The organism is Paraburkholderia sp. J63 (assembly GCF_905220245.1).
Classification (GTDB): domain Bacteria; phylum Pseudomonadota; class Gammaproteobacteria; order Burkholderiales; family Burkholderiaceae; genus Paraburkholderia.
Window position 1 is genome coordinate 38409 of sequence record NZ_CAJMZF010000031.1, and the last position, 13324, is coordinate 51732.

Annotated in this window: 11 protein-coding genes and 2 pseudogenes; 5 read left to right on the forward strand and 8 right to left on the reverse strand. The window is 64.7% G+C overall.

Going from position 1 to position 13324, the window contains the following annotated elements:
• Positions 1-49: 49 nt before the first annotated feature.
• Entirely contained in the window at positions 50-1249 is a 1200-nt protein-coding gene (locus tag U5775_RS27100) for an MFS transporter (protein ID WP_415913662.1), read from the reverse strand.
• Positions 1250-1637: 388 nt separating this feature from the next.
• Here U5775_RS27100 and U5775_RS27105 point away from each other — a divergent pair.
• Positions 1638-1862 (forward strand): annotated as a pseudogene (locus U5775_RS27105) (peptidoglycan-associated lipoprotein); the annotation flags it as partial.
• Between the two features lie 83 nt (positions 1863-1945).
• Here the strand turns inward: U5775_RS27105 and U5775_RS27110 are convergent.
• From U5775_RS27110 to U5775_RS27120, 3 genes are read right to left on the reverse strand one after another with little or no spacing between them, the layout of a single operon-like run.
• A complete protein-coding gene (locus U5775_RS27110; RefSeq protein WP_322061189.1) occupies positions 1946-2218 on the reverse strand; it encodes a hypothetical protein in 273 nt (90 codons plus the stop codon).
• Complete coding sequence (locus U5775_RS27115) at positions 2202-4175, reverse strand: chloride channel protein (RefSeq protein WP_322061190.1); 1974 nt, start codon at positions 4173-4175, stop codon at positions 2202-2204. The genes U5775_RS27110 and U5775_RS27115 overlap by 17 nt, the downstream gene beginning before the upstream one ends.
• Positions 4176-4232: 57 nt before the next feature.
• Positions 4233-4664: a MarR family winged helix-turn-helix transcriptional regulator gene (locus U5775_RS27120; protein ID WP_415913663.1), complete on the reverse strand. Its 432-nt coding sequence runs from the start codon at positions 4662-4664 to the stop codon at positions 4233-4235.
• Positions 4665-4870: 206 nt separating this feature from the next.
• Here U5775_RS27120 and U5775_RS27125 point away from each other — a divergent pair, with 206 nt between their 5' ends.
• The 3 genes and pseudogenes from U5775_RS27125 to U5775_RS27135 form a co-directional block, all read left to right on the forward strand.
• Complete coding sequence (locus tag U5775_RS27125) at positions 4871-5092, forward strand: hypothetical protein (protein WP_322061192.1); 222 nt, start codon at positions 4871-4873, stop codon at positions 5090-5092.
• A gap of 128 nt (positions 5093-5220) precedes the next feature.
• Positions 5221-5877 (forward strand): DUF1223 domain-containing protein, encoded by a 657-nt coding sequence (locus U5775_RS27130; protein ID WP_322061240.1) that lies wholly within the window; start codon positions 5221-5223, stop codon positions 5875-5877.
• A 152-nt stretch (positions 5878-6029) separates the two neighbouring features.
• A pseudogene (locus U5775_RS27135) lies at positions 6030-6593 on the forward strand (CoA transferase); the annotation flags it as partial.
• A 105-nt stretch (positions 6594-6698) separates the two neighbouring features.
• Here the strand turns inward: U5775_RS27135 and U5775_RS27140 are convergent.
• The 3 genes from U5775_RS27140 to U5775_RS27150 form a co-directional block, all read right to left on the reverse strand.
• Positions 6699-7637, reverse strand: a complete 939-nt coding sequence (locus tag U5775_RS27140) for a hypothetical protein (protein WP_322061193.1) — start codon at positions 7635-7637, stop codon at positions 6699-6701.
• Between the two features lie 91 nt (positions 7638-7728).
• Complete coding sequence (locus U5775_RS27145) at positions 7729-9792, reverse strand: hypothetical protein (RefSeq protein WP_322061194.1); 2064 nt, start codon at positions 9790-9792, stop codon at positions 7729-7731.
• Positions 9793-10173: 381 nt separating this feature from the next.
• A complete protein-coding gene (locus tag U5775_RS27150; protein WP_322061195.1) occupies positions 10174-10476 on the reverse strand; it encodes a fimbrial protein in 303 nt (100 codons plus the stop codon).
• A gap of 452 nt (positions 10477-10928) precedes the next feature.
• Between U5775_RS27150 and solA the strand changes: the two genes are divergently transcribed.
• Complete coding sequence (solA, locus tag U5775_RS27155; protein ID WP_322061196.1) at positions 10929-12077, forward strand: N-methyl-L-tryptophan oxidase; 1149 nt, start codon at positions 10929-10931, stop codon at positions 12075-12077.
• 30 nt (positions 12078-12107) lie between these two features.
• On the opposite strand, the gene U5775_RS27160 is transcribed toward solA, so the two are convergent.
• Positions 12108-13313: a porin gene (locus tag U5775_RS27160; RefSeq protein ID WP_322061197.1), complete on the reverse strand. Its 1206-nt coding sequence runs from the start codon at positions 13311-13313 to the stop codon at positions 12108-12110.
• Positions 13314-13324 lie beyond the last annotated feature (11 nt).

Sequence of the window (13324 nt, forward strand, 5' to 3'; positions counted from 1 at the left end):
TGTGGATGGTACAGGCGTTTCCTTCCGTTCGCGCCGGGATGCAGAAAGGTCAGGCCTTGCGTTGCGGCGGCGCCTTCATGCTGGCCGCGATCACGAGCCAGCAAAACACGAGCCCCGAGCACGCGTAGAATACCGCGCTCGCGCTGCCGTGCTTGAGCAGCCATCCGCCCACCACGCCGCCGAGCGCGAGCCCGATCGACTGGGTGGTGTTGTAGACGCCCGTGGCCGCGCCCTTGCGGTTGCCCGGTGCGAGCTTGGACACCAGCGAGGGCTGCGAGGCCTCCAGGATATTGAAGCCGAGGAAGTACACGAACAGCACGGCCGCCACGATGGCTAGGGTATGCGCAAGCGAGCCAAGCAGAAGCTGGCCGATCAGGACAAGTCCAATGGCGGAAAGAAGCACGGGCTTCATCTTGCCCCGCTTTTCCGCGGCGATGATGGCGGGCACCATCAGCACGAACGAGACGCCCATCACCGGCAGATAAATCTTCCAGTGCGAGGCCACGGGCAGGCCCGCGTCCACGAGCAGACGCGGCACGACGAGAAACAGCGCCGTCTGCGTGGCGTGCAGCACGAGCACGCCGAAGTTCAGGCGCAGCAGCTCGACGTTGTGCAGGACTTCGGCGAACGGCGCGCGCACGTGCACGGGCCGGGGCGCATCGGGGACGATCCAGAGCACCACACCCACGGCAAGAATCGAAAACACGCCTACGAGCGCGAACAGGCCGCTCATGCCCACCCAGTGGAACACGATCGGCGCGCCCACGATCGCCACCGCGAACGACATGCCGATCGAGCCGCCCACCATCGCCATGGCCTTGGTGCGGTGCTCCTCGGAGGTGAGGTCGGCGATGAACGCGAGCACCGCAGAGGAAATCGCGCCCATGCCCTGAATCACGCGGCCGACGATGATCCACGCGATGTCGTGCGCGCCTGCCGCGACGAAGCTGCCGATGGCGAAGATCACGAGGCCGATCACGATCACGGGCTTGCGGCCCATCTTGTCGGAAAGCCAGCCGTAGAAGATATAGAGCAGCGACTGCGTGACGCCATAGGCACCAAGCGCGATGCCGACGAGCAGCACGTTGTCGCCGCCGGGGATGGTTTTCGCGTAGACCGAAAACACCGGCATGATCATGAAGAGGCCCAGCATGCGCAGCGCGAAGATGGCGGCGAGCGACATGGTCGCGCGCCTCTCGGGAGCGCTCATGCGTGAAGAGGGAGTCGACGGCATGGAGGGGGTACGCATGTGGATCAATCGAAAAAAAACCCAGCGGTCAAGCTGGGTCAGGGGAGTTGCCGCTGGCATGGCCGGTGGCAACTGGACGTTTTCAGTCCGGCAAGCTGAGGGTACAACGGTGTCACGCCAGGCTGCGCCGCGCCCGCTGAAAGCGCATTGCAATAAATGGTCATGGCATGACATTTCCGGGAATTTACGCCGGTATACTTAAAGGAAACTTAAATTCGCCGATCGGGGTGTGCGGTTGCGTACCTTCGCTCCGGCGTGGGGGATGGGGCAACGGAAAGCGGCTTCGGCCGCGGGAAAATACGCTGGCACTTCGCGATATTGCCGCCTGGACTGCATCGTGCGATGAGACAGGCGATGCGACGCTGTCCACCCGGTACGGGAGCTTCCGATGAGACTGAATCGATCCTTTACGGCAATCCTGCTGGCCGCGCTGCTTGCCGGATGCCATTCGGCAACGCCGGTGCCGCAGGCCAGCGGCGCGGCGAACATGAATGCGGCCAGTACCCAGCCCGTCACCGGCGCGCCGTCGTCGGTCGACGAGCTGAACAATCCCAACAGTCCGCTCGCCAAACGCAGCGTCTATTTCGACTTCGACAGCTATGACGTGGCGCCGACCTGATTTATCGTCAGTAGCTTGAGTGGGTATGGGCGGGGCTGCGGACGGGCGCCTTGGCGCGCCCGCCGCTCACAGGCCCGTCACATGCCCATGAAGTAGGGGCGCACGTCCATTTCCTCGGCCCATGTCTGGACGTCCTGCATGTCCTCGAATTCCACGGGCAGCCCCCGGTACATGCAGCAGAAGCCGCTCGCGGTCCGATAGACGACGGCCCATTCGCGGTTGCACTCGCGGTTGCATTCACGGTTATCCTCGCGGGGTTCGGCGAAACCCCGCGCATCGTGTGGCTTGGCGCCATGCAAGGCCGCGTCGATGCGCCTGCGGACCGCGGTCCAGTCAGCCCTCAGTTTCATGACGGTCCTCCTTTTCTGCCGACGATGCGGATACTTCGTTCTGCGATACATCGCGAACGCCTTGCGAGCCGCGCGTGCCATTGCTCGCCCGCGCCGGGAAAATGCGGATGCTGCTGGCGACCGCATCGGCGATATGCTCCTTGGCGATCACGCCGCTAACGCGCAGCGTCCCCGACGGATCGCCCGTGACGACGACGGCCATCGTCGCCCGGTGCTGGCGCAACTGGCTGATGACGTCGAACGCGGCATCGGACTCGCCGACCACGATGTAATTGTGCTGCGCGAGCCGGCCGAGCGTCACCGAGGGATCGTCGTGGCTCACGGCCCGCCGCAGGCCGGTATTGATGCGCAGCACGCCATTGATCTTGCTGTGGCGCGTGACGACCACATGACGAAACGCCGGGTCGCCCGGCGAGCGCAGCAGGTCGCGGAACGGCACCGCCTCGTCGAGCACGAGGACGTCGGTTTCCATGACCTGCGCCGCGCTTTGCACCATGAACATGTTGGCGTGCAGCGCATTCGGAATCACGTGCCCGCGCCGCGCGAGCTTGAGGGTGTAGATGCTCTCGGGCGAGAGCAGGCGGCGCGTGCCGAGACTGAAGGCGACGGCAATGATCATCGGCAGCACGATGTCGTAGTCGCGCGTCATCTCGAAGATCATCGCAACGGCGGTCATGGCGGCGCCGGTGCCTCCACCGACCATCGCGCCCATGCCCACCATCGCGAAGGCCGGCGCGCTGACCGGAATGCCTGGCAGAACGAACTGGAACGCCGCCGCGAGCGCCGCGCCCAGCGTCGCGCCGATGTAGAGCGACGGCGAAAAGACGCCGCCCGACGAACCCGAGCCCAGGCTCACCGAGGTCGCGAACAGCTTGGCCACGGCGAGCATGAGCAGGAACAGTCCACCGTGCAACTGCCCGTAAAGCGTCGCCTGGATCGTCGCGTAGCCCACGCCTTCCACGTAATAGTGGCCCGCGTAGCGCACCAGCGCGTACATCAGCAAGCCCACGAGCAGCATGCCGAGCGCGTGACGCAGGTAACGCAGGCGGATAGGGTCGAAGCTGTCTTCGGCCCAGTGCAGCGCGCGTATCAACCCCGCTGCGGCCACGCCCGTGATCGCGCCGAGCACCGCATACAGCATCATCGTGAGCGCGCTGCCCGGATGATTGGGCAATGCGCCGAGCTGCGCGGGCACGAGAAACGCGGGTTCGCCGCCGAAGAACAGCCGCCCCACGAAGGTGGCCGTGCCCGTGGCGAGCGCAACGGGCAGAAACGTGTTGACGCTGATTTCCGGCATCATCAGCTCGGTCGCGAAGAGCACGCCGCCGATCGGGGTGTTGAAGGTGGCCGCGATCCCCGCGCCCGCGCCGGCCGCGACCAGCGTGATGCGCTGGCCGGCGGCCATCGGCATAGCCTGGCCCAGTGTCGAGCCGAGCGCCGAACCGATCTGGATGATCGGCCCTTCGCGTCCGACCGCCGCCCCGGTGCCGATGGCGAAAGCCGAGGCCAGCGACTTTACGACCGCGACGACGGGCCGGATCACGCCGCGCCTGAAGTAGATCGCGTCCATGACCTCGGGAACGCCATGCCCCTTCGCTTCGGGCGCGAACGTGCTGACGAGCCAGGTGACGACGAGGCCGCCCACCACGGGCACGAGAATGACCCAGGCGCCCCACGGGGCGGCCGGCGTGAACTGGCTTGCGTCGTAGGAGAACGAGAGGCGGCCGAGAAAGAAGGCGTTGTGGACGGCGCCGATCAGGCCGCGAAAGACGACGGCCCCGAGGCCGGTGACGATGCCCACGAGGAACGCATAGAAGCACAGCAGATAAATGCCGACCGGCTGGGTGTCGTCATCGGACAGCGTGGGTGGCGCCGCAAGTCCGGGCGCCACGTGCACGGCCTGGCGGGCTGCCTTGCCGCTCGTCTTGCTGTTCTCCTGCCTGGTTCCATCGCTCATGATCGGGCACTCCCGGCTATCGTCGCTCGCCGATGGTCTGCCGCGGCTGCGCGTGCGCTACGTGTTCTCCTCCCTGAACGCCCAGCCAAAAGCCTGAACTTCCGACTTGTGCAGCGCGGCCAGCCGCTTGAGGCAGCGCTCGCCCTCGGGCGTCAGATGCACCTGGACCTGGCGGCGGTCGTGCGCGCTCGGCACCCGGGTGACCAGTCCCGCAGCCTCGCTGCGCGTGATCAGCGCGACGGTTCCATGCGACGAAGCCTGCAGGCGCTCGGCGATCTCGCCCACGGTGGCCCAGTCGCGGTCAGGAAACGCGCGGGTGTGCAGCATCAGCATGTACTGCAGCGGCGTCACGCCCTCCGCGTGGACGATCGCCTCGGAAAGCCGCAGGAACCGCCGCAGCCGGTAGCGGAATTCGGAGAGCTCCTCCAGGTCGGCCCTCGTGACCTCTTGTGTCACCTTGCGGGGCTTCGGTGGCATGAGTCGCTCCATTCACGGCATTGAAGTGAGAAAGGGTCACTGTGTGACATAAAATATAGGCGCAGTTGTGTAGTCGTGCAAAAGGGCATTGTAAAGGAGCGTGCGGAACGGCAATTGCGCTCCCGTGATCGCTCAACGCGACGAAGGTCCTGGTTCTGCTCGCCGGTCGGCGTGGCGGCTTTTCGTGCTGAGCCCCCGACGCACGGAGCGCGCAGCCGATGGGACAGCACGAGATGGCCGTTTTTGCCAGCCTCTGGCTCGGCGCGAGCGTGCTTGCGGCCGCGTGGGTGGTCTGGGACCTGTCGGGCGGCGGCCGCCATCAGAAGATGGCGGTCATGGCCTTCGTGTGGCCGTTGACGATGCTGTACTGGGGGCCCGTGGGACTCGTGTTCTACCTCGCGTTCGGCCGCGCGGAGCGGGGCGCGACCGCCATGGCATGAAGGAGAAGATGTGAGGTCTTTTGGCCGCGCTGTAACTTTTTTCGTCGCTACGACGAACTAGACGTCATTCACGCACGCTTCGGAGGCCTATCGTGTTTGCGCGTCTTCTTTCGGCTTTTGCCTTGCTGATGACCCTGCCTCTCGCCGCTTCGGCCAGACCTGTCGTGGTCGAATTGTTCACGTCGGAAGGATGCTCTTCCTGTCCGCCGGCCGATGCGTATCTGTCCGACCTCGCGAGCAGTCGTCAGGACGTCTTGCCTTTGGCCTTTCACGTCACCTACTGGGACGGCCTTGGCTGGAAGGACCCGTATTCGCTCGCAGCCGCCACGCAGCGACAGGAGGCTTACAGCTCGCGTTTCGGCAAAGGCCCTTATACGCCGGAAATGGTCGTCGATGGCCGCAAGAGCTTCGTGGGCTCGGACCGCTCGGCGGGACAGCGGGCGATCCTCGCTGCGCAAGCGAGCGACCGGCCTTCGGTGAGCATCAACGGCACGCGCTCGGGAGCCAGGCTGTCGATCGAGGTGGGAAGCGGCTCCGGCAGCGCTCAGGTCTGGCTCGTCGGTTACGACCGCGAGCACAGCACCGCAGTCGGTCGCGGCGAGAACTCGGGCAGCACGCTCAGGGAGGCCAATATCGTTCGCTCGATACAGTCGCTCGGCCAATGGACCGGAGCCTCGCTGACGTTCAATCCGGCGGTGCCTGCGGGCGAGCGGGCGGCGGTGCTGGTGCAGGCGCAGGATGGCAGCATCATCGGCGCCACCCGCATCGATTATGGCGCCCATTGATGTGACTCGTGCGGCGCGGGAACCCGCACCACCCATAGAGGGTGGTCACAGCGAAGCGTCCATCTGGCCTACTGGGGTTGGCATCGCGATCGCCGTCCATGACGGGCGGCGTTCGCGCGACAAGACTAGTCCAGACTTGATGGAGAGACCAAGTGGGTGTATTGAGCGGAATTCGCGTCCTCGAATTCGAGGCAATCGGTCCCGCCCCATTCGCCGTGATGATGTTGGCGGATATGGGCGCAGACGTGCTGCGCATCGACCGGCCCGTCGAGCCGGGCGACCTCGGCCCGAAGCGCGCGGGCAAGATCGTCAACGTAGTCGGCCGCGGCCGGCGCTCCGTGACGCTCGACCTCAAGGAGCAGCAGGGCTGCGAGGCCGCGCTCGAACTGATGTCGCGCGCGGACGTGGTGATCGAGGGCTTCCGGCCCGGCACCATGGAGCGGCTCGGTCTCGGGCCGCAGCAGGCGCTCGTGCGCAATCCGGGGCTCGTCTACGGCCGCATGACGGGCTGGGGGCAAACCGGGCCGCTCGCGGCGCGCGCGGGCCACGATCTGAATTACATTGCGCTTTCGGGCGTGCTCTCCGGCATCGGCCGCGATGCGAACGGCGCGCCGGTGCCGCCGCTGAATCTCGTCGGCGACTATGGCGGCGGCGGGATGCTGCTGGCGCTCGGCGTGGTGGCCGCGTTGCTGAACGTGCAGCGCGGCGGCGAAGGCGGCCACGAAGCGCTGCGCGCCTGGGGCTTCGACGAAGCCGCCGTGGCTCGTCTGCGCGAGAAGGGGCTGGGTTGCGGCGAGTGAGCCGCTTCTCGCGCGGCCGGCTCAGGCGCGGCCGGTCGCCGGTACGCTCACGGACTGGGTGGCGCAGCTGAACGAAAGCCGCGCCACGCGCTCGGCCCATTCCTTCAGCGCGGCGCTGCCGCCATTCGCCCATGCGTCGTCGCCGAGATTGGTCACGTTGGCGACAACGGACCAGTCCGTCGAGAGGCTTTGCAGCGCATTGAGCGTGGACGACGCCTCTTGCGTGACCGTGCGGATCTGATTGCAGGTCAAGGTGACCTGAGCCAGATTGGCGGTCGCCTGGTCGAGCTGCGCCCACGCCGTTTCGAGCTGGCTCAGCGTCGCGTTGATGGCGTCGGTGAGCTCGAGTTCGTCCACGGCGTCCTCGCCGATCTTGATCACGCCTTTCACGAGCGGGTCCACGTCCTCGCCCTCCGATCCCACCGCGAGCGCAACGTCCACGGCAACGGCGATCAGATCGAAGCCCGAATCGATGGCGTCCTGGGTCAGCTTGTCCTCCTGCTGGTCGAATTGCGATTGCAACTGGTCGGCCAGCTGGGTCAGTTGCGCGACCTGCTTCGCATCGGCGTTCTGGATGGATTTGGCGATGCTTTCCAGTTGCTCGAGCAGCGGCTGCCCCTGGCTCACCAGATCGGCGACCGAATCGCACAAGGCCACCACGTCGGGAATATCGTCGTCGTAGAGGACGTCGTGCATCACGCTTTCTTCGTTGATGCCGTCCTGAAACAGATTGGCGATCGACGCGCTGTCGCCGGTGAGGTTGGACATCAGCCCCTCCCAGAACTCGCCCCACAAATCCTGCTGCCAGCCCGAATACTCCGTGACGAGCGACGCGTATTGCGGATTCCCGGCGATCACGGGCGGCAGCACGGCGGTCGTCGCCGAGCGCAAATAGCTCTGGATCGTCATGAACGCATTGAGAAGACTCACGACCGGCAGCGATGGAATCGAATTAGCCATTTCGGATACCTGATCAAAAAATGTTCGGACACGATGAAGAACGGGCCGGACCGCGAGGGTCCGGCCGTGGCGGTTCCTCGTCTGGTGGGCGTCAGTCGGGCAGCGCGGGCAGTTGCTGCCAGCTGTTGTTGGCGAGACTCGTGAGTACCCATGCCGCGCCCGTGTTGTCGATGGCGTAGACGGTGCCGCCGTCGCTCACGCTCACGCCCACGATGCCGCTCTTCAGCTGCGTGCAGACGGGGCTGTTGCCGCTCTGCGGGAGCGCCACGTGCCAGAGGTTGAGGCTGCCGTCGGTGACGTACTGGTCCCCTTGCGGCGCCTGGGCGAGGGCGCTCACGCCGGTCATCATCGCCGTCAGCGTGTTGCCGTTCGCGGTATCCATGACCCACGCATTGCCCGACGTGTCGATCAGGCCGACCTGGGTGCCGTTCGCCGCGAGACTGCTCCACGTGGCCGTGCCGATCTGCTGCCACGCGCCCGACGAGCTGGCCCACAGGCCGCCGCCATTGTTGGCGATGGCGAACAGCGTGCCGTTGGCGCCCGCGATGGCGCCGGGCGCGTCACTGTTCGGCATCGAGCCCACTGCGCTCCAGTTCGTGCCCGAGCCGCCGTAGACATAGGCCTGGCGGTCCGACGTCACCTGGCTGATGGCCCAGACCGAGGTGCCGTCCGTCGCCACCTGCGCGACCGGGAACGTCGAGATCGGGGTCCACGCGTTTTGCCCGGCGTTGAACAGCTTGGCGAAAAAGCTTTGTCCATAGCTGTTGGGCTGCAGTTGCGAGCCGTCGAGCGGCGCGCCGTCTATGCCCACGACCACGGTTCCCGCGGCGGCCACCGAGAAGCTGCAGCCGGGCAGCGTGCTCCAGCTCGCGCCGCCCGACGCCAGGCCATAGGTCGTGCCCGAATTGCTGACCAGCCATGCGTTGCTGCCTGCGGCCGCCAGATTGGTCGGGTTCGCGAGCATGATCGAGCTGGGCCAGATATACGCGGTGATGCCGGCAAGAAAGCCCGCCTGCGAAACGATATCGTTCCATTCGTTCAGCGCGTCGGTGAGCTCGTCCTGGTTCAGATCGTTGAGCGCGGCGGTGATGTCGTCGCCCAAGGTTTGACAGAGCTGCAGCAGCGTATTGAGTTCCTGCTGCGACTGCGAATTCATGCTCGCCACGCCCTGAGCGCTTTGCGCAAACATCGCAACGGCCTGAGCGGCCAGCAGATCCGTGTTTTGCCAGCTGATGTCGTTCTGGATCTGCGCCTTCAATTGCGCAATCTGCCCTTTGAGCGCCGTGATTTCGGCGATGGCGAAATATGCGCCCGCCGCGCCGCCCGCCATCAGGATCCAGCCAATCGGATTCCAGAAGTTCGCGAGCCCGACGATGCCGACCACGATGGCCGAGCCCGCCGCAAAACCGAGTCCGATGATCTTGCTGTTGTCGGAGCTGATCGTGCTGTTGCAATTGGCGATATCGGTGTTCAGCGCGTTGATTTCGCTTTGATAGGCCTGCTGAAGCTGATAGAGCACGCCCGTGGTGGATGCGGTGACGAGCGTGCTGGCCGCCGTGTTCAGGTTGCCGCTGAGCGACTGGATTTGCGTGCCGAGGCTTTGCAGCGGCGCCAATTCGGCGCCGATGAGCAATTTGGTTTGCTGCAACTGGTTTTGCCACGCGGGACTGCCCGACTGCAGATGCGCCAGCACGATGAAATCGGATTGCACGGTGGCGTTGAGATTCGAAATCGTGGCCGCAACCGAAATGAGGTTCGAGAAGATGCTGGCGCCGCCGCCGCTGCTCGACGTGCTGATCCAGTTCGCCGCCTGGCCCTGAAGCACGGCAAGCTGCTGCGTGAACTGCTGATAGGCCGTCTGCAGACTGTTCACGGGAATCGTGGTCCCCGGAGGCGGCGCGCTGAACGTGAGGACGGGCGGTGCGAGCGCCGTCAACGCGTTGACGTAGGTGCTGGTCGCGATGATCTGGATCGTCGCGATCGACTGCTGCACGGCGAGTTGAAGCGCCACCGAGCCGAGCCGCGTGCGCGGCGCGATTTTGACGAGCGGATGACCCGCCTGGGCAAGATTGACGCGCCGGTTTGGTGCGAGCAGGACGCTGCGCCCAAGATGCGGCGCATCGGCCGCTTTGTCGCGTTCAAGAAGGAGTTCCATCGTGAGCCCCCGTGATCGAAAAGAAGGTTTTGTGACGTTGAAGCCATCGTTGAAACCATGTTCCGCCGGAACCGGCGAAAGCACGCCCTGGCAACGTAATGAAACGTGTCGCCAATTCCAGAATTCAAATGTTGGCAAATGCTTGTTTGTCGGCGGCTGTTGGGTCGTGCCGCGCTTTTTTTGAGCGAACCAGGCGAGAAATGTTGGCTAACCGGATCTTGTGGATGGTTGCCGCGAGCAAGCACGCTGTGCGCTTTTATCGTGGCGATGCCGGTTGTCGCTCACCAGTATTGGTTTGCGCGCGGGGAGGGGGCAAGCTTCGATTGGGGAGGTTGAAAAGCGCGGGTTAATCGACTTTGAATAGCCTGGGTGAGGTCCTGGCTATTTGGTGGTGGCCGTCTGGTAGTAGCGCGCCCGCAGCGGAACGGTGTGGCTGCCGCCCGTGGCCGGGTTATAGCCGTTGAGCGCGACCACCTGGCCCAGCGGAAACGGGTTGCCGTTGCCATCGAGGAGCTGGATGCCAACACCCGTGGCGCTCGATGTGCCGTCCAGTGCCACCACGGCATTGGTGCTGTCCAAAATAGTTGTGTTTGCATCGATTTCGTACTGGATTGCCAGACCGTATTGGCCCAGTCCCGCGGGACAATCGTTCAGGTCGATCGTGAACGACGCCGCGTTTTGCACATGCGAACCAGGATGGCTGAGCGTAATGAGCGTTGCAGCCCAGAAAGTTCACCACGTAGAATAGTTTCGTCGCACTACGATAGAATAAACATATGACGAAGTACGATTAGTTATAGGACGAAATCAGATTAAATATGTGACCCGGTCCGATTTTCTATTGAGTTATATTTTTTGAGAGTCGTCTTATTTTCATGGGCGCGGCGAATGTCGAAGCGTATGCGATGAAATGATTGCGTGCATGAGGTCGCTTTTGCTCTAGTCAGTTGGTTGTCAAGACAACTTTCACTGCTGTCGTGGTAACCTGGAAGCAGCAGCGCATGCGCCGCGTCGTGGCGCTCATCGTTCTCGCATCGCCCCGCAGCCGCTGGTTACAATAAGACGCTCGCGCGAGCCAACGCAAACGGCTCCCTTCCTCTCTTTTAAGCGCACCACGCAGCACACCACGAACCGCCATGCCGGACCTCAACGCTCAATCCTTCGACACCCTCATCATCGGCGCAGGCTCGATGGGCATGTCCGCCGGATACCATCTCGCCCGCGCGGGCAACCGCGTGCTCATGCTCGACGCCGGCGATCCGCCTCATGACACCGGCGCGCATCATGGCAGCACGCGCCTGATCCGCCACGCCTACGGTGAGGGGGCCGCTTATGTCCCGCTGGCGTTGCGGGCGCAGGCGCTCTGGACGGAACTGGAGCAGGAGACGGGGACGCCGCTGTTCGTGCGCACCGGCGTGGCCAATATCGGCTTGCCCGGCGAGCGCTTTCTGGACGAGGTCAGGCGAAGCGCCCTCCGGTACGGGCTGGCGCTGGAGACACTCGACGGTCGCGAGGCCCACCGCCGATGGCCCGCGTGGCGGCTCGCCGACGAGCATATCGTCCATTTCGAACCCAAGGCCGGGGTGCTGTATTGCGAGCGCGCGATTGGCGCCTGCCGCAAACTCGCTCTCATGCACGGCGCGGCGCTGCGGACCAACGCGACGGTGACCCGCATCGAATCCCATGCGTCGGACAGCGTCGAGGTCGTGACCCGCGACGGAGAACGGTTCCGCGCCCAGGCACTCATCGTATGCGCGGGCAAATGGACGCCTACGTTGCTTGCGCCGCTGGGCATGGCGCTGCCGGTGACACGCGTGCGCAAGAGCTTCGCCTGGTTCGAATCCGCGCCCGACTTTGGGCCGGACCGGTTCCCCGGCTTCGCGGTTACGTCGGCGGCCGGCCAGTTTTATGGCTTTCCGGACCTCGACGGCGAGGGGCTCAAGGTCGGCCGGCACGACGGCGGACAGCCCGTTGCCGCCGAGGCCGGGCTCGCTCCATTCGGTGCCGAGCCGACCGACCTTGGCGATCTGCAGGACTTCCTCGCCCAATTCATCCCGGGAGCCGGAGCGCTACGGATGGGAAGGGCCTGCGAATACGACGTCACGCCGGACGAGCATTTCATCATCGACACCGTGCCCGCGTGCCCGAATATCCACGTCGCGACCGGCTTTTCGGGGCACGGCTTCAAGTTCGCCAGCGCGATCGGCGAGGCATTGGCCGCGCGCATCGTCGAAGGCGCGAGTCGTGTGGATTTATCGTATTTCTCGTACGGCCGTTTCGTTTGAGCTACTAACCAATCCTGGCCGCCCGATCGCTCAGAACGAGTGATACATCCCCACGGTCACGAGTACCTGCTTCGACGAGCTCGAGTCGAACCCCGCGCCGGGGATCTCGGCGATGGCGGCGCGCCCCACCGTGGCGCCGTTGGCTCCGAAAACGGGCGCGATCCCGTCGCCGCCCGCCTTCTGGAAGATGGCCACGCCATAGAGGCTGGTGCGTTTGGAGAGCGAGTAGGTCATCCCCAGATTCACCTGCTGGAAATCTGGTTTGAGGTCCTGATAATCGGCCTTGCCCGCGTTGTAGATGTAGGCCGCGCCCACGAGCAGCGCGGGCGTGAACTGCCACGTCGCGCTCGCTTCGTAGCTGTCCATCCTGAAGTCGCTGCCGCTGCCTGCGTTGGCAAAGCCGTTTGCGACGAAGTACTGGCTCTGGTCGAGTTCCGTGTGCGCGTAGTTCAGAGCGAGCGTCGCGTGGCCGATCGCATAGGAGCCGCCCGCCGTGAAGGATTTCATCGACTTCGCGTCCTGCAGGGCAACGTAATTCGAAAGCGAGCCGACATAGTTTCCGTTGGAGGCGTAGACGCCACCCGTACCATTGGCCGACGTCGCGGGGTCGCGAATGTCGAGGTAGCCCACCGCGACCGAAACCGGCCCGTGCGTGTACATGCCGGCGAGCGACCAGACCTGGTTCGTCGACATGCTGCCGGCGACGCCGCCGAAGCTGTACAAGCCCTCCACGTGCAGTCCATCCCACGTCGGGCTCACGTACTTGATGGCGTTGTTGATGCGGATCGACTGGTTGAGGTTGTCGAGGTCGCCGAAATGCGAACCGTAACCGGTCGCGAAATTATTGCTCGACGGGAAATAGCCGACGGTTTCGGACGGCGGATCATATTGACGGCCGAGCGTCACGGTGCCCCATTGCGGATTGCTCAGACCGACGAATGCCTGGCGGCCGAACATGACGCCGCCCTGGCCCAGGCGCCCGTTCTGGATGTTGTAGCCGTTTTCGAGCGTGAAGATCGCCGCGGTTCCGCCGCCGAGATCTTCATTGCCCTTCAAGCCCCAGAGGTTGCAACTGGGCGGCCCGCAGGTATCGCCTTCGACGACGTGCCCGGAGCCCGTGTTGTTGACGTAGGTGACGCCCGCGACCAGCCGGCCGTACAGCGTGACGCTGCTCTGCGCAGCGGCAAGGGCAGGCAGGGCGCTCAGGATCGCGGCACAGATGCAGCGCTTTTTCATTGAGATCTCCA